This window comes from Acetobacter oeni (assembly GCF_011516825.1).
GTDB lineage: Bacteria > Pseudomonadota > Alphaproteobacteria > Acetobacterales > Acetobacteraceae > Acetobacter > Acetobacter oeni.
Window position 1 is genome coordinate 100241 of the sequence record NZ_WOTA01000004.1, and the last position, 23513, is coordinate 123753.

At 60.4% G+C, this 23513-nt stretch carries 21 protein-coding genes; 15 read left to right on the forward strand and 6 right to left on the reverse strand.

All coding sequences use genetic code 11. From position 1 onward, the window contains the following. Positions 1-23 precede the first annotated feature (23 nt). On the reverse strand, positions 24-224 hold the full coding sequence (locus GOB90_RS04010; protein ID WP_146885980.1) for a YdcH family protein: 201 nt from the start codon (positions 222-224) through the stop codon (positions 24-26). Between the two features lie 259 nt (positions 225-483). Between GOB90_RS04010 and GOB90_RS04015 the strand changes: the two genes are divergently transcribed. Then, a complete protein-coding gene (locus GOB90_RS04015) occupies positions 484-654 on the forward strand; it encodes a YdcH family protein (RefSeq protein WP_146885982.1) in 171 nt (56 codons plus the stop codon). A gap of 55 nt (positions 655-709) precedes the next feature. Here GOB90_RS04015 and GOB90_RS04020 read toward each other — a convergent pair whose 3' ends face one another. Further along, the gene (locus tag GOB90_RS04020; protein WP_146885984.1) at positions 710-1285 is read right to left on the reverse strand and encodes a DUF1013 domain-containing protein; all 576 of its coding nucleotides are present in this window, start codon (positions 1283-1285) and stop codon (positions 710-712) included. A 252-nt stretch (positions 1286-1537) separates the two neighbouring features. Next, a complete protein-coding gene (rpmE, locus tag GOB90_RS04025) occupies positions 1538-1768 on the reverse strand; it encodes a 50S ribosomal protein L31 (protein WP_146885987.1) in 231 nt (76 codons plus the stop codon). A 340-nt stretch (positions 1769-2108) separates the two neighbouring features. Here rpmE and mscL point away from each other — a divergent pair, with 340 nt between their 5' ends. The 12 genes from mscL (at position 2109) to GOB90_RS04085 (ending at position 16201) form a co-directional block, all read left to right on the forward strand. Beyond that, entirely contained in the window at positions 2109-2573 is a 465-nt protein-coding gene (gene mscL, locus GOB90_RS04030) for a large-conductance mechanosensitive channel protein MscL (RefSeq protein WP_146885989.1), read from the forward strand. 281 nt (positions 2574-2854) lie between these two features. Then, positions 2855-5491 (forward strand): TonB-dependent receptor plug domain-containing protein, encoded by a 2637-nt coding sequence (locus tag GOB90_RS04035; RefSeq protein ID WP_146885991.1) that lies wholly within the window; start codon positions 2855-2857, stop codon positions 5489-5491. A gap of 70 nt (positions 5492-5561) precedes the next feature. Then, a complete protein-coding gene (locus GOB90_RS04040; RefSeq protein ID WP_173571911.1) occupies positions 5562-7166 on the forward strand; it encodes a flavin monoamine oxidase family protein in 1605 nt (534 codons plus the stop codon). Continuing rightward, on the forward strand, positions 7166-7585 hold the full coding sequence (locus GOB90_RS04045) for a c-type cytochrome (protein ID WP_146885994.1): 420 nt from the start codon (positions 7166-7168) through the stop codon (positions 7583-7585). Before GOB90_RS04040 ends, GOB90_RS04045 begins: the two co-directional genes overlap by 1 nt. Positions 7586-8160: 575 nt before the next feature. Further along, a complete protein-coding gene (locus tag GOB90_RS04050; RefSeq protein WP_146885996.1) occupies positions 8161-8931 on the forward strand; it encodes an IclR family transcriptional regulator in 771 nt (256 codons plus the stop codon). After that, on the forward strand, positions 8921-9877 hold the full coding sequence (locus GOB90_RS04055) for a 2-dehydro-3-deoxygalactonokinase (RefSeq protein ID WP_242011776.1): 957 nt from the start codon (positions 8921-8923) through the stop codon (positions 9875-9877). Before GOB90_RS04050 ends, GOB90_RS04055 begins: the two co-directional genes overlap by 11 nt. Next, positions 9874-10491, forward strand: a complete 618-nt coding sequence (locus GOB90_RS04060; protein ID WP_146885999.1) for a 2-dehydro-3-deoxy-6-phosphogalactonate aldolase — start codon at positions 9874-9876, stop codon at positions 10489-10491. Before GOB90_RS04055 ends, GOB90_RS04060 begins: the two co-directional genes overlap by 4 nt. Before the next feature lie 35 nt (positions 10492-10526). Further along, positions 10527-11675 (forward strand): galactonate dehydratase, encoded by a 1149-nt coding sequence (gene dgoD / locus GOB90_RS04065; RefSeq protein ID WP_146886001.1) that lies wholly within the window; start codon positions 10527-10529, stop codon positions 11673-11675. A gap of 94 nt (positions 11676-11769) precedes the next feature. Beyond that, on the forward strand, positions 11770-13047 hold the full coding sequence (locus tag GOB90_RS04070) for an MFS transporter (protein ID WP_261765915.1): 1278 nt from the start codon (positions 11770-11772) through the stop codon (positions 13045-13047). A 5-nt stretch (positions 13048-13052) separates the two neighbouring features. After that, a complete protein-coding gene (locus GOB90_RS04075; RefSeq protein WP_261765916.1) occupies positions 13053-14024 on the forward strand; it encodes an SMP-30/gluconolactonase/LRE family protein in 972 nt (323 codons plus the stop codon). A 112-nt stretch (positions 14025-14136) separates the two neighbouring features. Further along, on the forward strand, positions 14137-15279 hold the full coding sequence (locus GOB90_RS04080) for a glycosyltransferase family 2 protein (RefSeq protein ID WP_173571912.1): 1143 nt from the start codon (positions 14137-14139) through the stop codon (positions 15277-15279). Positions 15280-15418: 139 nt separating this feature from the next. After that, the gene (locus tag GOB90_RS04085; RefSeq protein WP_146886007.1) at positions 15419-16201 is read left to right on the forward strand and encodes a meso-2,3-butanediol dehydrogenase; all 783 of its coding nucleotides are present in this window, start codon (positions 15419-15421) and stop codon (positions 16199-16201) included. Between the two features lie 76 nt (positions 16202-16277). On the opposite strand, the gene GOB90_RS04090 is transcribed toward GOB90_RS04085, so the two are convergent. Together GOB90_RS04090 and aceA are read right to left on the reverse strand one after the other, a co-directional pair. Beyond that, complete coding sequence (locus GOB90_RS04090; protein WP_146886009.1) at positions 16278-18497, reverse strand: malate synthase G; 2220 nt, start codon at positions 18495-18497, stop codon at positions 16278-16280. 137 nt (positions 18498-18634) lie between these two features. Next, positions 18635-19945 carry an isocitrate lyase gene (gene aceA, locus GOB90_RS04095; RefSeq protein WP_146886011.1) on the reverse strand — a complete coding sequence of 437 codons (1311 nt, stop codon included), beginning with the start codon at positions 19943-19945 and terminating at the stop codon, positions 18635-18637. A 134-nt stretch (positions 19946-20079) separates the two neighbouring features. Here aceA and GOB90_RS04100 point away from each other — a divergent pair, with 134 nt between their 5' ends. Together GOB90_RS04100 and GOB90_RS04105 are read left to right on the forward strand one after the other, a co-directional pair. After that, positions 20080-21510: a helix-turn-helix domain-containing protein gene (locus tag GOB90_RS04100; RefSeq protein ID WP_146886013.1), complete on the forward strand. Its 1431-nt coding sequence runs from the start codon at positions 20080-20082 to the stop codon at positions 21508-21510. A 29-nt stretch (positions 21511-21539) separates the two neighbouring features. After that, positions 21540-21869: a hypothetical protein gene (locus GOB90_RS04105; protein WP_261765917.1), complete on the forward strand. Its 330-nt coding sequence runs from the start codon at positions 21540-21542 to the stop codon at positions 21867-21869. Between the two features lie 29 nt (positions 21870-21898). Here GOB90_RS04105 and GOB90_RS04110 read toward each other — a convergent pair whose 3' ends face one another. Then, a complete protein-coding gene (locus tag GOB90_RS04110; RefSeq protein ID WP_146886016.1) occupies positions 21899-23257 on the reverse strand; it encodes an FAD/NAD(P)-binding protein in 1359 nt (452 codons plus the stop codon). Positions 23258-23513 lie beyond the last annotated feature (256 nt).

Below are 23513 nucleotides of genomic sequence, written 5' to 3' on the forward strand. Positions count from 1 at the left end.
TCAGGCCCCGACTCACAGCCCGGTCAGGCAATGCTGTCCGGAATGAGGTGACTCTCAATCCAGGAAATCTCATCTTTCAACAGAAGTTTTCGCTTTTTCAGTCGCTGGAGATGGAGCTGATCCATCGGTTCAAGGGCCAGACGGTCAATGACCGTATCCAGGTCCCGGTGTTCGCTCCGCAACTCATGTAGCTTGCGCAGCATACTGTCCCGGTCACGCAGCATTGCACCTCCGGCCTCGCAAGGCGATCTCAGTCAAGGGTCCGTGGCCTCCCGCCTTAATCGTCCATCGTTCACGCATACGACATCCCGGCCACGTTATGATACGAAGCGCCGTTGCGCCAGTATCCCGCATGCATGGCTTAACGGAAGAAGCCGGCAACGCAGTCCCGCTTATGTCAAACATGAGCAAATTTTCATGAAAAACCGGCGAAAGACGCGTTAGCGTCATTTTATCGCAGCCACAGACTGAAGGAGCGAGACCATGAGCAAACAGTCCCGGATCGAAAGCCTGCACCGCCGGCACTCAACCCTCGACGCGAAAATCCACGACGAAGGACACCGGCCGATGCCGGATCAGCGCGTGCTCATGTCTCTCAAACTGCAGAAACTTCGCGTAAAAGAAGAAATGGACAGACTGCGCACAACCCTCTGATCCATAATCCGTCGTCGCGGCCCGCCGGAAAGGCAGGCCGAGCGACAGCGGAAACTCAGTCTTCCTCGCTGATTTCAACCCGGGGAGGAACTTCCCGGCCTTCACGAACCAGACGATCATTGCCGGCCGTTACGGCAGCATTGAGGTCCGTCTGGCTGCACAGACCCAGCGTAACCGGATCGCGGGGCTTGATGTTCGGGCTGTTCCAGTGCTGCTTGTCCCGCACCTTGGCAATCGTGTCCTTGGTCGTGCCCAGCAGCTTGGCAACCTGCTGGTCCTGCAACTGCGGGAAATTGCGGAGAAGAAAGGCAATCCCGTCCGGACGGTCATTGCGCCGCGCAACCGGCGTATAGCGGGCACCTTTTGCCCGACGCTTCACCGGGTTGCTGGCTGCAAGAATTTTGAGACGCGCGTTAGTATCTTTTTCGCAACGGTTGATTTCCGCCTGCGTCACCTGATGATTCGCAACCGGGTCGTAACCCACAATGCCCTGAGCGACTTCACCATCCGCGATGGCCTGCACCTCAAGCGGATGCATGCCGCAGAATTCAGCCACCTGCTGGAACGTCAGAGCGGTTTTCTCGATCAGCCAGACGGCCGTCGCTTTTGGCATTAAGGGAAGCGTCGTCATCGATCGGTCCTGTTGCTGCGTGGTCGTTCGGCGCTCACGCAGGCACCGGGTCCGGTCTTCGGGACGAAGCGAGGCTCCGGCCCTGCGTGCCTGCCGGCGCGCTCTTGGGGGACGGTAATGGCCGCGACCCGCCTTCGGGTCAAGCCAAAATCACCGTCACCAGAGACAGGCAGACCATCATAAAAAAAACCCTGTTCCCGGTATGTTGCCGGAAACAGGGCTTTTCGGGCGCTTCCCGACGGGATCGCGCAATCAGTCTTCCTTGCGCTTGCCAATACCCGCAAAACGCTTGTTGAACTTTGCCACCTGGCCGCCCGTATCAAGCATGCGCTGCACGCCGGTCCACGCCGGATGAGATTTCGGATCGATGTCCAGACGCAGCGTGTGACCGGGCGTGCCGGCGCAGGAACGGGTCTTGAACTCGGTGCCGTCTGTCATGACGACATTGATTTCGTGATACTCAGGATGGATACCGGACTTCATGTCAGAAAAATCTTTCGATGGAGAGAGTCCCGATGCCGACCGGGACAGACTGGCGCCTGCTATACGGATATCATTCGCGCGTTGCAATGCCCCTGTGGAAGAGAAAACTGCCGCCTGGCAGTCAGTTTGCCACCAGATAACGCCGCTGTTTATCCCGTAATGTAAGTGCCCGTTACGACTATGCTGGACCTGAAACGCATTGTCGCATGAATATCTGTGAAATATACGATAATAATCTGAATATGTCAGCAATATGTTGCGAATGGTTTAACATTACTGTTGTAAAATGGCCGGAAAAGCCGGATAACACCTGCCCAACATTAAATTTTCTGAGGGTCCAATGGCCGAGACTAAGCTGAAAGTACATACTCCGGGTTGGGTTGCCGACTTCAGAGCCTTCATTATGCGTGGCAACGTGGTCGATATGGCCGTCGGTGTGATCATCGGCGCGGCATTCACCGCCATCGTCAACAGCCTGGTGAAAGACGTCTTCAATCCGTTCCTCGGACTGCTCATCGGCGGTATAGATTTCAGCAACCTCTTCGTGACCCTGAAAGGCCCGGTCGAGCCAACCCTCGCGGAGGCCCAGAAAGCCGGTTCCGTCACAATCAATTACGGCGTGTTCCTCAACGCGGTCATCCAGTTCCTGATCGTCGCAATGGTCATCTTCTGGGTCGTGCGCCTGCTGAGCAAAATGCACACGACAAAAGACGATGCCCCCGCCGCGCCGCCTCCGCCAACCAAGAGCGAAATTCTGCTGCAGGACATTCGCGATCTGCTCGTAAAGCAGCAGACACACGGCTGATTCTCTCAGTTACAGTTCAGACCGGAAAAAGGGAGGCTTCGGCCTCCCTTTTTTTATGCTGCGTTCTCTCGGCGCCACATCTTTATCATCGGACTGATGTGTCCGCCCCGCACGATTTCAGGGCCGGTTAACCCCATCGTTCAGTTCAGCATGTGTCGAAGCGGCAACAAACCGGCAGCTTTAATGTTTCGTAATCAAAATTATATTGAAACAAAAATAAATTTAGCGTTACTTCGCGAAGTTGCCCAATCGTAACGGTTCTGCGGAGAAGACCCAATTTCATGAAGCTAAGAACAAAGCTCATCGCAGCGACAATTCTGGCAATGCCGTCTGCAATCACGACGTCTGAAGCCGCCTCCACCGTCGTCAGACATCATACCGGGCTGAAAGGAAAAACCACCCGGCCAGCAACAGCACAATCCGTCACCACAAAATCACAGGCACGGACCCCAACAGCCACGCAGCAACCCTATGTCGCATCCGCCGATTCCGGCGAAGCCGTCATCGTGACGGGAACGCACGCCACCAATCGCCATGCACGGCAAAGCTCATCCCCGGTCACCGTCGTCTCCGCCGCCACCCTGGCCCGTTCCGGGCAGGTCAATCTGGCGGACGCCCTGACGCGGACCTACGCCTCAATCAACGTCGTTGCGATGGGCGCCGATTCAGCAGCCCTGACATCATCCATCCAGATGCGCGGCCTGGGACCAAACGAAGTCCTCGTCCTTATCGATGGCAAACGCAGGCACTCCACAGCCAATATCGTCGCGGATTCAGGCCCGCAGTTCGGCTCGACAGGCGCGGATCTCAACATGATCCCCGCCAACATGATCGACCACATCGAAGTACTGGAAGACGGCGCGGCGGCCATGTACGGCTCGGACGCCATCGCCGGCGTGGTCAACATCATCACGAAGAAAACAAATCACGGCGTCAACATGAGCGCCCAGACCGGCGCAAACGCCTATAACGGCGACGGCTGGCAATACCAGCTCAATGCCGATGGTGGCGTCAAATGGGGCGATAACGGCTTCCTGCACCTCAGCGGCCAGATGTACCACACCGACCACATGACCGTCGGCGCCAAAGATCATCGCCTGCTCGGTTACTGGCCGGAAGGCGCCTCAACGAGCGCCTATTACACAGGTGTTCAGTCAAACACGATCAATGTCCCGGCTAACTCTAACAAGATCCTCGGTCGCCCTGAAGAAACCCGCGAAAATTTCGGCATGGAGTGGGGTAAGGACATTATCAATGACCGCCTGCAGTTCTACGGAAACCTGACCTACGCTCACCGCCACGGCGAAGCCTATGAGAATTACCGTATCCCGAGCAGCGCACCTGGCATGTATCCTTACGGTTACTCACCGCTCGAAACCAACGAAGAAAACGATTATGCCGTAACAATGGGCCTGAAAGGCGACAAACTGTTCGGAAGCTGGGACTGGGACGCCAGCTCAACCTACGGCGCCGACGGCACCAAAATCGGCAACAAAAACACAGCCAACACCGGCATGCTGGCCTCCACCTGCTCAACCAGTCCGTCCAGCGCCTATTATTCAACGGACGGATGCGGCTGGTCGCCCTCGTCAACCCGCGCCGAAACGTATCGCATGGCGCAGTGGACGAATAATCTGGATTTCCGCCACCACTTCAACATCGCCCATGCCGTGCCGATGACCCTCGCGGTCGGCGGCGAACACCGGCTGGAAACCTACCAGATCCTGGCCGGCAACCCGAACTCCTACCAGCTCGGCGGCACGCAGGGTTATGCCGGCCTCGGCCCGCAAAGCGCCGGCAACTGGCATCGCGATATCTTTGCAGCCTATATCGACGGCGATTTCCGTCTCCTGAAGAACTGGGACCTGGACTTCGCCGGCCGCTTCGAACACTACACCGATGTCGGCAACGCCCAGAACGGCAAGATCTCCACACGCTATGATATCACAAAACGCATCGCGGTTCGCGGCACGATCAGCACCGGCTTTCGGGCGCCAACACTCGCTGAACAGCACTACAGCGCCATGAACGTCGGTCCGTCCAGCGCCTCCGGTATGCTCGCGGTCGATTCAGCCGCCGCACGCTCCCTCGGCGCCTCGAAGCTGAAGCCCGAACAGTCCGTCAGCGCCAGCGGCGGCATCGTCCTGGAACCCGTCAACGGCTTCCATGTCGAGGCGGACGTTTACCAGATCAATCTCCGTGACCGCATCGTCGGCGGCGGCACCGTCAACGGTCAGGCCGCGGTGAACGCCATCGAGGCCATGGGCTATACCCTTGCCGGCCCGGCACTCACCGATACCTCGCAGGACAGCGCCTATTATCTGACCAACGGCGCCAGCACCCGCACACAGGGGCTCGATATCAAGGCCGATTACACCTTCCGCATGCATCGCTACGGCAATCTGATGCTGACAATGGCGCTCGATCTGAACCGCACCCGCCTGCACCATAACGGACTGGATTCAACCGGGAATCCCATTCTGAACGCACAGAATATCGGCTATATCACCACCGCCTATCCACGCAGCAAAATCATCCTCAACGCCTATTACACCGTCGGTAAATGGGACGTGAACGTGCGCCAGACACGTTACGGCGAAACCACCGACATGCTCGAATATCAGGACTGGACCAACGGCGCTCTGACCTGCGGCGCGGACGGAAAAGCTCTTCGCTACTCGAACAGCTGCTTCATGCAGTTCAAAAACACGCCGCGCTGGCTGACAGATCTCGAAATCGGTTACCGGTTCAACCAGCACTTTCACCTCGCCGTCGGCGCGAACGACATCTTCAACGTCCGCCCCCGCAAAGTGCCCCAGGTCGCCAACGCTTACGGCGCACAGGTCTACGATCAGTTTTCGCTCCAGGTGCCCGTCACCGGCGGGTATTATTACGGCCGCCTGAACGTTACCTTCTGAATCAGAAAACAGGCGGAGAACACTCAAACCTCCGTCTGCCCTGTTTGCCGAAACCACCTGAGGACAGATTATGACGACGGAGTCCCGCTATCCGGCACAGACACGCAGACAACTGCTGACCCGGATCGGTATCCTCGCCGGCAGCGCCGGCCTCTATCAGGCCATGACCAGCCTGGGCCACGCCATGGGGACCGACTTCAAAGGCCCTCCACACCTCACCGGAGCCAGACCCGGAACCACCGTCCTCGTCCTGGGCGCCGGCCTCTCCGGCATGCTCGCCGCTTACGAACTCCGCCGCGCCGGTTACAGCGTGCGTATCCTCGAATTCCAGAACCGGGCCGGCGGTCGCAACATCACCCTTCGCGGCGGCGACACCCTCACCGAACTCGGCGGCGCGACGCAGAAAGTTGGTTTCGCACCCGGTAACTATATCAATCCAGGCCCCTGGCGTATCCCTTACCATCACCAGGGCCTGCTCCATTACTGCCGCGAATTCAGGATCGCCCTCGAACCCTTCGTGCAGCTCAATCACAACGCCTGGCTGCATTCTTCCTCAACATTTGGCGGCAAACCTGTCCGCTACCGTGAGCTCGCCTCGGACATAAACGGCTACACCGGTGAACTGCTCGCCAAAGCCATCGACCAGCACAAGCTCGATGACCTCGTCATGCCGGAAGAGCGCGAACATGTCCTCAGCACCGTTCGTGGCTGGGCCGGTCTCAGCGACAAAGGCACATGGGCCTCCGGCGCCCGCTCATCGCTCCGTCGCGGCTACGACAAAATGCCTTCCGCCGGTATCGACGGCGCGCCGACCTACTCCACGCCATTCCCCCGCGCCGAAGTGATGAAATCCGGCCTCTGGCAATGGATGGCCTTCCCCGAAGCTCTGGATATGCAGACAACCATGTTCCAGCCCGTCGGCGGCATGGACAATATCGGCAAAGGATTTGCCAGCAGGGTCCACGACCTCATCACGCTCGGCTGTGCGGTCACGTCCATCCACCAGGACGATCACGGCGTCAAAGTTACCTACAAAGACACAGCTCACGGCAACGCCATCCGCGAAGCCGCCGCCGATTACTGCGTCTGCACCATCCCGCTGCCCGTCCTGTCGCAACTCGATATCCAGGTCAGCGGCCCCCTGAAATCAGCCATCGCCGCTGTTCCTTATGCTTCCTCCGTGAAACTCGCCTTCGAGTTCAAACGACGCTTCTGGGAGGAAGACGACCAGATCTACGGCGGCATCAGCTTCACCGACCAGCCTATCAGCCAGATCTCCTACCCCGGTCACGGCGCCCTCTCAAAAGGCCCGGCCGTCCTGCTCGGTGGCTACATGTTCGGCCCCGCCGCTTACGATTTCGCCGGCATGACCCCGGCGCAACGCGTCGAGGAAGGGCTCCGGCAGGGTTCGGTTTTCCACCCGAAACAATACCGAAGCGAATTTCTCAACGGAATCGGCGTCGCCTGGAGCCGCATGCCCTGGACCCTTGGTTGCTGCAGCATGTGGTCAGAACAGGCCCGTAAAGCCCACTACAAAACACTGGTCTCCATGGATAACCGCATCGTTCTCGCCGGCGAACACGCCTCCTATGTCGGCTGCTGGCAGGAAGGCGCCATCCTCTCCTCACTCGCCGCCGCTACCCAACTGCACAAACGCGCGACAGGAGCCGCCTGATGCGCCGTTTTCTTCTGCTCCTCGCAATCCTCCTCGCCGGGACCGTCCTGCCACACACTGCGTGCGCCGACACCGCCAGCGGCGAGGCCGGCAGCCTGCAACCCATGGCAACAGGCGAAGCCGTCTACCACCACGTCTGCCAAGCCTGCCACATGCCGGACGGCAAAGGCGCGCGAAACATTGCAGGAGCCGGTTTCCCCGCGCTCGCCGGTAACGCCAGACTTCAGGACCCCGGTTATCCCATCTACATGGTTCTCAATGGCCGCGGCGGTATGCCCTGGTTCTCTGGCCTCCTCAACGACAAACAGATCGCCGATGTCGTCAATTATGTCCGCACCCATTTCGGCAATCACTGGCAGGATGCCGCAAAGCCGGAAGCCGTCAGCGAAATGCGTCCGGACATCAAACTGGAAGAATAAGAAACGCAGAATCCATAATCTCCCGCGCCATCGGACTCAGCGGGCGCGAACAGCCTTTCCTGACACCGATGACCCAACTCTCTGCCGGATATCCAATTCCTGCATCAGATCGGAGACGAAGCAGGCATGTTTCTGCTATTCGACAGTATCGCAGTGGTAAATGTTCTCCATCGTTCCAAAGCGAGCCGGTCATTCAGAGACACCGTCGAAGAGTAACCGCTCAGTATTTGCACGCGGCAAAACTCTCAAAAGATCAGACCCGCCGCTTTTATCCGGAACTCCGCACAACACGTCCGGAATCCTCCCACATAAACCATTCCGCAACAGGGCAGGGGCCACCACTCACACAAACGCAGCAACACACCCTCAGCCCGCCATCCCGATCACAAACACGATACCCCGGCCAGAACAGACCGCACAGAATTACCGCACGGAGACCGGCAAACAGCGCCCCGTCAGCATCCCGCGCCGGAAACCAAAAACCCATTATGTGGGCACAAAAAACTACATATTGAATTTCCGAAAAGCCCGCCCTACTGATTCCGGTCACTGACCCGAACCGGAAACCAATAACAATGAACAAGGTAAGTCAGATCTGGCCGGACGGCACACAGACCCTCGGGAGAGGGCTGACACTTATGGTCGCCGTCAGCGCCGGACACACCACAATCCCGGCCCTGATGGCACATCTCACCCTGTCCCGAAGCACGACACAGCGCCTGGCCTCCGCCCTCGTCCAGACCGGCTGGCTCGTCCAGAACAGCGACCATACCTACGCTCTCGGTCCCTGCCTGCTGGAGCTCGCTTCAGGACAGGAGGAAAACCCGCTCCGCGACCTCGCGAAACCCCTGTTGCGCAACCTCGGAGACCGCACACGCGACACCGTGCATCTCGGCATCCGCTCCGGCGATGACGTACTCTATCTCGATAAAGTCTACGGCCAGCGTGGCCTGGAAATGCGCTCCCGCACAGGCCTGCGTCTGCCGCTGGCACTGACCGGCATCGGACGCGCCCTCATCCTCGACGACACCCCCATGGAGTGGGAACGTCTCTACCACCTCGCCGGAGGACAGCCGGAAAAATTCGCCTCCTGGCTCACACGGATGCGCGGCTATCAGAAGTCCCGCCACGTCTTCGATCTGGAAGACAACGAACCGGGTATCCACTGCGTCGCGGCCCCCGTCTGCGACAGCAACGGCCAGATCACGGCAGCCCTTAGCGTCGCCAGCGCCTCGCCCTATCTGCCCAGACGCCGCATGGAAGAACTGGCCCCGATGGTCCGGCACACAGCCGAAGCCCTGTCCCGTCAGCTCGGCTGGAAAGGCGAACGCTCCGATGCAGCCTGAACCTGTCCCGTCACCCGTCCTGATCGGGCTCGACTGGGGCACCTCCTCGCTCAGAGCCTGGCTGTTCGACAGCACCGGACAGACGCAGGAAGAAAAAATCCTTCCGCACGGCATCCTCAACCTGCCGGAAGGCGGCTTTAACGCCGTGCTGGAAAAAATCTGCACCCCCTGGCCAGACCTCCCTTTGATCGCCTGCGGCATGATCGGCAGCGCAAACGGCCTGCGTAACGTCGCCTACCTGCCATGCCCCGGTTCCATCGCCGGCCTGGCGGATAAACTCGAAATCCACCCGACCCCCCGTGGCCCGCTCCATATCGTGCCCGGTCTCATGCAGCGCGGCGCCATGCCCGACGTCATGCGCGGCGAGGAAACCCAGATCGCGGGCGTCCTCGCTCAACACCCCGGCACGACATCGCACACCACCATCGTGCTCCCCGGCACCCACTCAAAATGGGCCATCGTCAAAGAGGGCGCCCTGACAGAATTCCGAACCTTCATGACAGGCGAACTCTACGCCGTGCTGTCAAAACACAGCATTCTTGGCCGCCTGTCCTCCACGGAACCGACCACCCCCGACAACCGCGCAGCCGCATTCAGACAGGGCGTCCTGTCCGCGAAGACCGGCATTCCCCTGTCCGCCCGCCTGTTCTCGGACCGCGCCCTGGTGCTCGCCGGAAACCTCGCCGCCAGTTGCGCCCCGGATTATCTCTCCGGTCTGCTGATCGGCGATGAGATCCAGGCCGGCATCCACCTCCAGCCCCGCGAAACCCCGCCGGTCATCGCCGGTGAAGACACCCTCTGCGAACACTACCGGACAGCCTTCCGTATTCTCGGCTATCCGGAGCCGGAACTGATCGGCAACACCGCCGCCGCCGGACTGTTTCTCATCGCCCGGAAAGCCGGGCTCGTCCCCGATCCCCGTTCCGAAAAAGGACCGCTCGTATGAATGCTTTTTCCAGAGCCATGGCCCGATGTCCGCTGATCGCCATCCTGCGTGGCGTCAGACCCGATGAAGCCGTCGCTATCGGGCAGGCCCTCGTCGATGCCGGATTTACCATCATCGAGGTGCCGATGAACTCCCCCGACCCCCTGAAAAGCATCGCCCTGCTTCAGGAAACCTTCGGAGATAAAGTTCTGGTCGGGGCAGGGACCGTCACCTCGGTTGGAATGGCATCCGATGTCGCAAAAGCCGGCGGCAAACTGATCGTCATGCCGCACGCGGATACCGCCGTCATCACCCGCGCCGTGCAGGAAGGCATGATCTGCACCCCCGGTGTCTGCACCCCCACCGAAGGCTTCGCGGCGCTGAATGCCGGCGCCACCGCCCTCAAGATGTTCCCCGCCGAACAGCTCGGCCCGAAAATCCTCGCCGCCTGGAAAAGCGTCTTTCCGAAAGACACCGCCTTCATCCCCGTCGGCGGCATCACCCCCGACACCATGCAGGATTACTTCAGCGCCGGAGCCGCCGGCTTCGGTCTCGGCTCCGCGCTCTACAAGGCCGGCAGAACCCCCGAAGACGTCTCCGCCGCCGCCGGCGCCTTTATCCGGGCTCTCCCATAACCCCGGACCTCATAAACAATAAAAAGAAAATCAGCATGAAAATCACCGCGCTCAAAACATACCTCGTTCCTCCCCGCTGGCTGTTCCTGAAAATCGAAACGGACGAGGGCGTCAGCGGCTGGGGTGAGCCGGTCGTGGAAGGTCGCGCGGAGACCGTCGCCACCATGGTCGCCGAACTCTCGGACTACCTGATCGGAAAAGATCCCGCCCTGATTGAAGACCACTGGAACGTCATGTATCGCGGCGGCTTCTATCGCGGCGGCGCCATCCATATGAGCGCCATCGCCGGCATCGATCAGGCCCTGTGGGATATCAAAGGCAAAACCCTCGGCGTGCCCGTCTGGCAGCTTCTCGGTGGAAAATGCCGTGACCGCATCAGGGTCTATTCCTGGATCGGCGGCGACCGCCCCGCCGACACGGCCAAAGCCGCCATCGCCGCGAAAGAACGCGGCTTCACCGCCGTCAAGATGAACGCCACCGAAGAACTGCAATTCGTCGACAGCCACGAGAAAGTCGATGCCGCCATCGCCCGTGTCGCCGCCATCCGCGAGGCCGTCGGCCCGCATTTCGGCATCGGCGTGGATTTCCACGGCCGCGTCCACCGCCCGATGGCGAAAATCCTCGTGCGCGAACTCCAGCCTTACGACCTGATGTTCATCGAGGAACCCGTTCTCAGCGAAAATTACGACGCCCTGCCCGAAATCACCGCCCAGACCTCCACCCCCATCGCCCTGGGAGAGCGCCTGTTCTCACGCTGGGATTTCAAAAACATCCTGAAGCAGGGCTGCGTCGACATCATCCAGCCCGACCCCTCCCACTCCGGCGGCATCACCGAAACCCGGAAAATCGCCGCCATGGCCGAAGCCTACGATGTCGCCCTCGCGCTCCATTGCCCGCTCGGCCCGATCGCTCTCGCCGCCAACCTGCAACTCGATGCCGTCTGCTACAACGCCTTCATCCAGGAGCAGAGCCTCGGCATCCACTACAACGCCACGAACGATCTCCTCGATTACCTGTCCGACCCCAACGTCTTTTCCTATGTGGATGGCTTCGTCGCGATCCCCGACGCCCCCGGCCTCGGCATCGAGGTCAATGAAGACTACGTGCAGGAAAAGGCGAGGGAAGGTCACCGCTGGCGCAACCCGGTCTGGCGCCATGCGGACGGCTCATTCGCCGAGTGGTAAAATATCCGTCCGGAGAAACAGAATTCCGTCCCACACAAAATAAAGACGGATAACACCAGCCCGTGCAGCCTGCATGCACAGGGGAGAAGAAGAAGTGGCGCAGCAATCCACCCTCTCCCTGCCCGGCGCCACGCCGCAGCAGGATCATGACGACACCGGCGCTTTCACCGCGCTGAAACCCTACTGGCGCGTCACCATCGCCGCCTTCCTCGGATGGTTCATGGACGCCTTCGATCAGGTGGCGCTCCTGCTCTGCCTGCCCGATATCGGCCACTCGCTCGGAGCCGGTCTGACGGCAATGGGATTCGTCATCACCGCCCAGAGCATCGGCCGCGTCATCGGCAATACGAGCTGGGGCTGGCTGTCGGACAAACACGGCCGTAAAATCACCTTCATGCTCGGCGTCATGTGGTTCGCGGCCTTCTCCGGCCTCACCGCCGTCACATGGACCTACGCCGGCATGGTCGCCGTGCAGTTCCTGTTCGGCATCGGCTTCGGCGGCGAATGGACAGCCTCCGCCGCTCTCCTGATGGAAAGTGTGCCGGCCCGGTCCCGCTCCCTGGCCTCGGCCATCATGATGGCCGGATACGAATGCGGCTTCCTTGCCGCCGCCGCCATACAGCCCTTCGTGCTGCCACACTGGGGCTGGCGCGGCCTGTTCGTCATCGGCGTGCTGCCCGCCGTGCTGGCCGTGTTCATCCGGCGCGGCGTGCCGGAAAGCCCCGTCTGGCTGAAAACACAGGAAACAGCCCGACAGAACACCAGACCCGTCAGTCCGCCAAAACTGAAACTCACCGGCGCCGCCATTCAGGCTTTCATCTTCATGGCGGTGCTCCAGTTCCAGAACGCGGCCATCTACAGCTTCTACCCGACCGTCCTGCGGGAAGTGCAGAAACTCTCGCCCGGCGCGATCTTTCCCCTGATCGCCGCCTACTGCGTCGGCTCGCTGGCGGGAAAACCAGTATGCGGCCTGCTCGCCGCCCGGATCGGGGAGCGGCCCGTCTTTGTCGGTTACTTCCTCATCACACTGCTGGATATCTGGCCGTTCGTGTCAGGGCAGAGCGACGCCATCCTCCTGCCAGCCGCCCTCGTCATGGGCCTGTTCGGTAACGCCGTCTTCGCCCTCGTGCCGCATTACCTTTCACAGCGTTTTCCATCCTCTTCCCGCTCGTTCGGAATGGGATGCAGTTACGCTCTGGCCGCGCTGGGGCAGGGGATCGCAGGATTTTTCGTGCCATGGCTCGGCAGCCGCTACGGACTGCCCGTCGCCATCAGCACCTCAGTCATTATCGGCACGCTGGCCGTCACCGCTGCCGTGTTTTATCGTCCGCCCACGCTGCCCGGCGCGCATATGGAAGGCGAGGAGGCCTGATAAACGTGATCCCATCCTTCGCAACCGGTCTGAGCGACGCGGCAGCCCCCGATTTCCTGCCGCGTGACCGGTTTGCCGCCACCTGCTTCGATCCGGAATTCCGAAATGTCATCCCGACTCTTTCCGATACCGAACGACTGGTGACCGGAACCGCCTGGGCGGAAGGCCCCGTCTGGTTCGGAGACGGCCGCTACCTGCTCTGGAGCGATATCCCGAACAACCGCATCCTGCGCTGGTCCGAGGAAACGCGCCGCTCCTCCGTCTTCCGCGCCCCCTCGTACCACGCAAACGGCAACACGCGCGACAATCAGGGTCGCCTCATCACCTGCGAACACGAAACACGACGCGTCACGCGCACGGAATATAACGGCACAATCACCGTGCTGGCAGACCGCTTCAACGGAAAACGCCTCAATTCACCCAATGATATCGTTACCGGACCAGAGGGCTCCATCTGGTTCACCGATCCCGATTACGGTCTCCTCAGCCCGTATGAAGGAGGCGGGGGCGAGCCTGAACTGCCAGCGGCGCTCTACAGAACAGACCCGTCCGGAACCGTGCATCTCGCCGATGACGGCTTCATCAATCCCAACGGCCTCTGCTTCTCACCCGACCGGCGAATATTATACGTCATCGACACAGGTGCGCAGCCAAACCTCATCTGGGCCTGCACCCTCAATGAGACCCGAACGCGCATCACGAGCCGGAACATTCTGATCACCGCGCCACGGGACGAAGCCGGAGACGGCTTCCGCTGCGACACGGCCGGCAATCTCTGGTGCGGCTGGGGCGGCCAGCCGGAGCAGAACGGCGTGAAAATCTTCGGCCCGGACGGCGCCCTGCGCGCCTTCATCCCGCTTCCCGAACGCTGCGCCAATCTCTGCTTTGGCGGCATCAAACGAAACCGCCTGTTCATGGCGGCCTCCCACGGGCTGTATGCCCTCTATGTCGATCAGCAGGGCGATACCAGGATCTGAAACAGCGGACCGGCACAGTTTTACACCGGAAACGAAGCCGGCGGCACGCCCCGGATTTTACAAACGGGCCAGCCCGGGTAAAACCCGTCCCACGCAGATCGGGACAGCCCGCATGAACATAAACACGTCCGAGCCCATCCATCCGACGAGACCACAACAGGGTTACGTCGCGGTCATCATGCGCACAAAAGACCGCCCGCTGCTGCTGCCCCGCGCCCTGGGCAGCGTCCGCCTGCAATCCTTCCCCGACTGGCACCTCTATCTGGTGAACGACGGCGGCGACAGAGAAGCCCTGGAAAACCAGCTCGCCCTGTATCGCACCGTCTTCGGAGACCAGCTCACCGTCATCCACCATGAAACGAGCCTGGGCATGGAGGCCGCCTCCAACGCCGCCCTGGCAGCGGGAGAGGAAGAATTCGTCGTCGTTCACGATGACGACGACACCTGGGATGTCGATTTCCTCCGCGAAACAGTCTGCTTTCTCAACAGCCCGAAAAATACTCACTGCCCCGGCGTCGCCACGGACTGCGTTGTCATCAACGAGGAGATCGAAGAAGGAACAGTCCGCGAAACCAGAAGACATATCTGGAAACATGACGATGGCGTCGTCGATTACGGGAAAATGCTCTATCACAATCCCTTTGCGCCGATCTGCTTCCTCTTCCGCCGCTCCGTCCTCGCACAGATCGGCACATTCGATGCTGAACTGCCGGTTCTCGGAGACTGGGATTTCAATATCCGCCTGATCCAGGAAGGCGACATAGGATTCATTCACCAGCCGCTGGCCAGTTATCACCTTCGTCAGACGGACGGAACTTCGATCTACAGCAACTCCATCATCGGGTCCGTATCGGACCACCGGCTACAAAATGTCCTGCTGCGAAACCGCCTCCTGCGCGAGATGCTCGATAAACAGCCGGAACTCCTCGGCCTCCTCGCTGCTCTCGTAAGACCCGTCGAAGACATACGCGAGAAAATTGCCGAACAGGAAAATACAAATGCCGAACTGCGGCGACAGATGTCCCGGCTCGAAATTCAGCTCGATGAGCTGAAAATCAGCCGCCACGAACTCCGTCCCGTTCTTGACGCCAACCAGCAGGAACTGCGCCACCTTCTGCATGTCGCGCTCAGCGATCTCGACCAGATTCGGATCGTCGCCACCTGGCAGAAAAAACTGATGGCGCCGGTCTATCTGGGCTGGCGTCTCGCTCTGCCCGCACGACGCCTGATTGCAAAGCTGAGAGGCCGCACCTGACACAGACTTTTATTCATAGAATACAGGAATTTAACTTAAACCAATACTGCATTATTACAAAGAGACCGACCAGAAACATCGTGAACCATCTCCCGGTCCGGCTCGTTTTGTCCTGAAGAACAGCAGACAGGACAGAAGAATGACTCACAAAAACACCCACCGCTTTCATGGAAAAGTCGCCATCATCATGGGCGCGGCAAACGGCATCGGCGAAGCTACCGCAAAACGACTGGCCGATGAAGGCGCATCCGTTATGCTCACCGACCTGTCGGAAGACGGCCTGAAAAAACTCGCCTCATCTCTGCCGTCAGACCGCACCGCCACCCGAACAGCCGATATCTCGAAAAAAGACCAGGTCAATGCCGTCATCGACGAAACCGTAAACCGCTTCGGACGGATCGATATCCTGATCAGTAACGCCGGTGTCTCAAAGATCGGCACACTGGAGGAAACCGATGTCGATGACTGGAAGACAATCTGCGCCACCAATGTCGACGGCAGCATTTTCGCCGCCAAAGCTGCTTTGCCGCATCTGAAAAAGAGCCGTGGAAACATCGTTTTTACAGCTTCCATTTCCGGTACGGCCGGCGACCGGAATACGTTTTTCTACGATGTCTCAAAAGGCGCCGTCGTACAGATGACAAGGGCGCTGGCCGTTGAACTCGGTCAGTACGGCATCCGCGTCAACGCAATCGGACCGGCCGTAACCAGAACCGGCATGACGGAAGAACTGCTGAACAACAAAGACTATGTCAGCCGCCTGATCGCAGCCATCCCGCTCGGCAGATACGGCGAAACAGAGGACATGGCCGCAGCCATGCTCTTTCTCGCCAGCGAGGACGCCGGCTTCATCAGCGGCCATGTCCTGATGGTCGATGGCGGCCTGTCAGCCTGGAACGGTCAGCCGGCATTTCCGAAATAACCAGCCCCGTCAATAACGGGCGCCACTACCGGTGTTCCGGCCGCATCGCCCGACCGGAACACCGCAAACCTCCTCTTCAGCCAGCCACCAGCTCCGGCTCGAAATGCGAAACCTCCTCGATATCATGACGGATTTTCGCTTCCCGCCGACGCCTGTGCAAAATAGTCTCGGTATAGCCGGACGCCTGGAGCGCGCCGGTGAACACCAGATCATGGGCCGCCATGAACGCCGGCCCGTCCTGATGCGTCGAGAGCGGCACATAACCCGGCTCATCCCGGTTCTGCTCGTCCACAACCCGCGCCATCCGTGCCAGAGACATCTCAACCTGCGCCTCGGTGACAATCCCGTGCATCAGCCAGTTCGCAATATGCTGTGACGAAATCCTCAGCGTGGCACGATCCTCCATCAGACCGACATTATTCAGATCCGGCACCTTCGAACAGCCAATCCCCATATCCACCCAGCGTGACACATAACCGAGAATGCTCTGCAAAGACGTGTCCAGTTCCAGAGCGATCTCCTGCTCCGACCAGTTCTCACCACACGCCAGAGGCATCGTCAGCAGATCGTCCAGAGGTACCGGAGCCCGATGGCCGAGATCACGCTGAACAGCCACCACATCTGTCATGTGATAGTGCAGCGCATGAAGCGTCGCAGCGGTCGGGGAGGGAACCCATGCCGTGCTCGCCCCGGCCCGCAACTGAGCGCCCTTCTGCTCAACCATGTCGGCCATCCGGTCCGGCATCGCCCACATACCCTTGCCGATCTGCCCATGCCCGTCCGGCCCGGTCCTCAGCCCGGCCTCAAGCCCGATCGCAACATTCCTCTGCTCATAAGCCCTGATCCAGGACGTGTTCTTCATGTCGCCCTTGCGAACCACCGGCCCCGCCTTCATGCAGGTGTGAATCTCATCGCCCGTCCGGTCGAGAAACCCGGTGTTGATGAAGAACACCCGCTCCCGCGCCGCGTGAATACATGCCGCAAGATTGACGCTCGTGCGCCGCTCCTCATCCATGATCCCCATGCGGATCGTGTTGCGCTCAAGCGAAAGCATGTCCTCGATCCGCGCAAAAATCGCATCGGACAGCGCAACCTCCTTCGAACCATGCATCTTGGGCCGGACAATATAGATCGACCCCGTCCGGCTGTTCCGCACAGCGCCATTGCCCTGAAGATCATGCAGCGCCGCCAGCGACAGAACCGCCGCGTCCAGCAGGCCTTCCGGAATGTCCCGCCCGTCCTGATCCAGCACCGCATCCGTGAACATGTGATGCCCGACCGTCCGCACCAACAGCAGACTCCGCCCCGGCAACGTCACAGATCCCCCGTCCGGCGCCGTATAACGCCGGTCCTTCGCCAGCTGCCGCGTCATCACCATCCCGTCCCGCGGAATCGCCGCCGTCAGTGTGCCCCGCATCAGACCGAGCCAGTTGCGATAAACAAGAATCTTGTCGGTCACATCCACCGCCGCAACACTGTCCTCGCAATCCATGATCGTACTGAGCGCGGATTCCATCAGCACATCGCTGATCCCCGCCAGATCGCCACTCCCGACAGCACTCTCCCGGTCAAAACGCAGCTCGATATACAGCCCGCGATTGCTCAGCAGCACCGTTCGCGGCGCGCGCGGCGCCCCCTGGAAACCGGCAAACTGCGTCGGATGCCGCAGCCCCGTCGTGCGACCACATTCCAGAGCCGCATGCAACTCACCATGATGAACATAATACTGCACGACATCGGCATGACTGCCGAGCAGAAGCGGCACGGTCTCATCCAGAAACTGCCGCACGCGCCGCACCACCGCATGCCCGCGCATCGCATTGTAGCGCGGACCCGGCGCAAACGGCTCAACCTGCGAAATCGCATCCGTGCCATACAGCGCGTCATACAGGCTGCCCCAGCGCGCATTCGCCGCATTCAGCGCATAACGGGCATTATTCACCGGCACGACAAGCTGCGGCCCCGCAACCTGCGTGATCTCCGCATCCACACCGGACGAGGTCACGCAGAACGGAGGCGGCGCGTCCTCGATGTAACCAATGTCCCGCAGAAACCGCGTCCGGGTCTCCGCATCGGAATTCCCGTTCTCAAGCAGAAAACCATCAATCGCCGTCTGCAACCGGTTCCGCTGCTGCAAAGCATGCCCGATCTGCGGGCCGAACTCATCGACCAGCGCCGAAAGCCCCTCCCAGAATGTCTCCTGCGGAATACCGGTCCCCGGCAGAACCTCGGCGTTGATGAACTGATGAAACGCGCGATCGACGCTGATTGTCTCAATCCGGATACGCGATGTCATGTCGTGTCTCCCCGAACCGGAACGCCGTAACAACGCCCGGTCCTCATGTGTTTTTCAGAAACGGAAAACGGCGTCCGGCCTGCCCGGAAGCAGACCGGCACACGGATGCTCAGAGAAGATGAAGCCTGACGAAAAATTCAGACCGGAACTTTTTCTTTCTCAAACGAAATGCTCCTGTCATGGAACTGATCGTGCTCCGTCGAACCATGCATCGCCGTCGTCGAGGACTGACCGCCACTCGCAATCGACGCCACCGCGTCGAACCAGCCCGTGCCAACCTCCCGCTGATGCCGCGTTGCCGTGTAGCCATCCGCTTCCGCCGCAAACTCCGCCTGCTGCAACTCGGAATAGGCCGCCATGCCCCGTTCGGCATAGCCGTGAGCAAGCCTGAACATCGAGTAGTTCAGCGCATGGAACCCCGCCAGCGTGACAAACTGGAACTTGTAGCCAAGCTCACCAAGTTTCTGCTGATACGTCGCAATTTCCGACTCAGACAGCTTCTTCTTCCAGTTGAAGGACGGCGAGCAATTATACGCCAGCAGCTTGCCCGGAAACTCCCTGTGAATGGCCTCGGCAAACTGCGTTGCCTCCGCCAGATTCGGCTCGGACGTCTCCCACCACAAAAGATCGGCATACGGCGCATAAGCCAGAGAACGCGCAATCGCATACTCCACGCCCAGACCTTCCTTAATCCGGAAGAACCCCTCCGAAGTCCGCTCACCGGACAGAAACGGACGATCCCGCTCATCCACATCCGCCGTCAGCAGCTGCGCCGAATGCGCGTCCGTGCGACAGACCAGAATCGTCGAAACCCCCTCGACATCCGCCGCCAGCCGCGCCGCGTTCAGCGAGCGGATATGCTGAGAAATCGGAATCAGAACCTTGCCGCCCAGGTGCCCGCACTTTTTCTCGGACGCGAGCTGGTCCTCAAAATGAACCCCCGCCGCGCCCGCCGCGATCATCGCCCGCATCAGCTCGAATACATTGAGCGATCCGCCGAAACCAGCCTCCGCATCCGCCACGATCGGCGCCATCCAGTACTGGTTCCGATCCCCCTCAAGCGTCGCAATCTCGTCACAGCGACGCAGTGCATTGTTGATCCGGCGCACAACATTCGGCACCGAGTTCGCCGGATAAAGCGACTGATCCGGATACATCTCACCCGCCAGATTCGCATCCGCCGCAACCTGCCAGCCAGACAGATAAATCGCCTTCAGCCCCGCCTTGACCTGTTGCATCGCCTGGTTGCCCGTCAGCGCGCCCAGCGAATTGATGTAAGGCTCCTCATGCAAAAGCTTCCACAGACGATCGGAACCCATCCGTGCAATGGTGTGTTCAATCGGAAACGAACCGGCAAGACGGGCCACGTCACGCGCCGTATAGTCGCGACGGATGCCGGCAAAGCGGTTCTGGTCGGTCATGCGATCTTCAATGGCCTGAACTGACATGATGAAGTCTCCTTCTGATTCGGTATGTTTTCAGTTAAGATGACCAGCGCGATTACTTCCACTGAAAAGGCAATAACCAGAATGAATGTTGTAAATCGCTTCACAAAAATTTCTCTGTATTTGTAAATCCTGTCATGACCGGCTCACCCGCCACCCGGATCGGTCGCATCGTCCGCAGACTCCGGCAGGAACGCGACCTCTCCCAGCAGGCCCTCGCCGCCAGGCTCGGAATCTCCGCGAGCTACCTGAACCTGATCGAGCACGACCAGCGCGCCGTCACCGCCACCCTGCTCATCAAATTCACCCGCGCACTCGATGTCAGCATCGAAACCCTCTCCGGAACCGAGGAGCAGAAACTCGAAGCCCAGCTGCGCGAAGCCCTGTCCGAACCCGAACTCGGAACGGATATGGAAAATGCCGCCCACGAAGTGTCCGTCCTCGCCGCGCAGCCCGCCATCGCCCGCGCCGTGCTGACCCTGCACCAGGCCTGGCGCGCCGCCCGGCACGACGCCGAAGGGATGGCTCTGCCAGGAGGACGACGCATCATCCTGCCCAAGGAGGAAGTCCGCCGCATCTACGACGAGCGGATGAACTATTTTCCCGGTCTTGAAGAGGTCGCCGAAACCATCCGCCACAATCTGGCAACCGACGCCGGACTGCGCCCGGACGAAAAACTGCCACAGTCAGAAATCAACCACGCCATCGCCACCCGCCTCAGACAGCGTCACGGCATTATCGTGCAGGTTCTGCCGGTGGACGACGTATTACGGCGTTACGATCCATCCCTGAAAACACTCGTGCTTTCCAGTCTGCTCCCCCGCGAAAGCCGGGGATTCCAGATGGCTTTCCAGCTCATGCTGCTCGAAGCCCGGGACACCATCGAAGATCTCATCCGGGAGGATGCGCCCAGTTCGGAAGAAGCCCGGACCTTTCTCCATATCGGCCTGACCAACTACGCCGCCGCCGCCCTCCTCATGCCCTACACAGCCTTCCTGAACGTGGCCACATCATGCCGCTACGATCTGGAAATCCTTAGCCTGCGTTTCGGCGTTTCCTTCCAGCAGGCCGCACAGCGTCTCGCCAGCCTCCAGAGACCGGGCGCCAGAGGCGTCCCGTTCTTCTTCGTCCGGAGCGATCCCGCCGGCAACATCACCAAAAGCTTCTCGTCCTGCGGATTTCCCATTCCGAGACAGGGCAACCCATGCCCGCAATGGAACGCCTGCACCGCTTTCTCCACCCCCGGCGAAGTCCGCACGCAGATCGTCGCCTTCACAAGCGGCATGACCTTCCTGTCCGTCGCCCGCACCCTGACCGGCACCGTCTCGCACTGGGGCGATCCCCGCCCGGTGCAGGCCGTCACCATCGGATGCGACATCAGCAGGGCAGGGGAGGTCATCTACGCCGACCACCTCAACCTCGCCGCCCGCCCCACGCCGGTCGGCATCTCCTGCCACCTCTGCGACTGGACCGACTGTCGCTCCCGTGCGTTTCCGCCCGTATCGCACCGCCTGACACCGGATATAAATCAGAAAGTCGCCAGACCCATCCCGTTCGAAGATGTGTAAATTCGCGAAATACGAGGGAGTATAACTCAGTGAATCCAGCCGAAACCGAAGACATGATGGAACAGCAGCGCGACAGACGCCTCGAACTCCTGATCCGCCGCCTGCCCGGCAAAGCCGCTGCCACGATCCGCTGGCTCCGCCACCCCGAAGCGCGCCTGGCAAGACTCCCCGCCGGAATCCTCCTGATCCTCGGCGGCCTGCTCTCCATCCTGCCGGTCCTGGGCCTCTGGATGCTCCCTCTCGGCTTCTTCCTTCTCTCCGAAGACGTGCCGGCCCTCAGACGCCTGAGCAACCGCCTCCTGCACCGGATCGAACACAAACATCCGAAATGGATGGGACTGCCGGAAAACAACGGATAACCCGGCCCGAACGAAGTCCCCGACGCGGATTACGCGCTCAGAAAGCGGCGATCAGACCCGTAATCCGCCGCCACAAGCGCAGCCAGATCAGACGCCTGCTGCCTGATCTCGGGGATGGCCGTCGTCTCGAACAGAGCCCCCGCACGCATCGGTCCGATGGCATAAAGCGACGGATGCGGCACGCCGGATGCATCCATAACCCGCCCGTCAGAATCGAGTGCCAGGGCAACCCCCAGATCACCCTCGCGTGCCAGTCCATTATCGAACAACCCCGACAGCAACGGCGAGACAACACGGCGATACTGCGTATCAGGGCCGGTGCAGTTAATCACCCGCCCGAAATCAGCACACGCGGTTCCGCCACCTGTCCGCAGCGTGAGCACAGCGCCGTCCCGGCCGCGCATCACCGACTGCACATACCCCCGCCGAACCTTCAGTCGCCCGTCCGCCAGTTCCATCCGGATCGTCGCGGCAATCCCCGGCGCCATCCGATGGCGCGATACGCTCCAGTAGTGAAAAAGGTGCCGACGGAACAAATACTTTTCTCGAAAAGACAGTTTTTCCCACAATGCGCAGGACACACTCCGCAGACTGTCCGTGGCGGCTCTCCAGTCACACCCCTCGCGCAGAGCTTTCCGAAACGTCTTGAAATAAGCCAGCGTTTCCGGCTGTGTCGTCAAAGGAAGCACCGGAGCGGAAAGCGGCTCAAAAGGCGCATGACCCCGACTCAGCAGTCCATGCCGGGAGATCATCGTAATCTCCCCCCGATGACCGCTCCCCCGCAGACTCAGCAACATGTCGATCGACGTCAGCCCGGTCCCGATCAGCGCAACCGCCAGATCCGGACGCAGATCCGGAGCGGGCAGAGGCCCGGCACCGCCCCACGGATCACGCCGGTAAGCTCCGGCTTCCACCACCCCGGCGCCGACCTCGGGAACATCGACCGGCGGAAAATGCCCCAGCGCCAGAACAGTTTGCGCGGCACGCAGCTTTTCCCCGCTGGCAAGTTCCACAACAGCCCCGGACGGATCGGGCCGTATGGCCGTCACCGTTCCCCGGATATGACGCACGCCTGAAACCCCGAACAACTCGCTCAGATAACGCCCGTAAGCCATCCTCGGCGCAAACGTCTCCGGTGTCGCTTCAGCATGTTCACCCTGCTTCAGCCATTCGAGAAAATGAGCGGGCAGCTCCGGAAACGCACTCATATTCCTGGCAGGAACATTGAGCAGATGACACGGACACGTCGTGGAATAAGCAATCCCGACACCCGCGACCGGGCGCGGCTCGATAACGGTAACCTGCGAACTTCCGATCAGCCGGCTCAGATGAACCGCAAGAAGCGCCCCGCTGGCGCCCCCGCCAACGATAACGACGGGCTGATTCATCTGCGTCCCTCTCCAGGCCCCGCGTTCCAGGCTCCGGGCATCAGAAAGCCCATGCCACGCGATCAGTCTCTCTGGTAGGGCAAATTCTCCCTCGCGCCATGATTTGCGCTGTTAAATATTGTAATATCCATCAGCCGGTTTCACAGAGCTATGCTGTTTCCCGTGTCAGCCCGGAACCGCTGTTCAGCCCTCCGGATGCAAACGCTTCAGACATGGCGCCCCGACAGCCCCGAAACGGATTACCAGTGCATAAAAC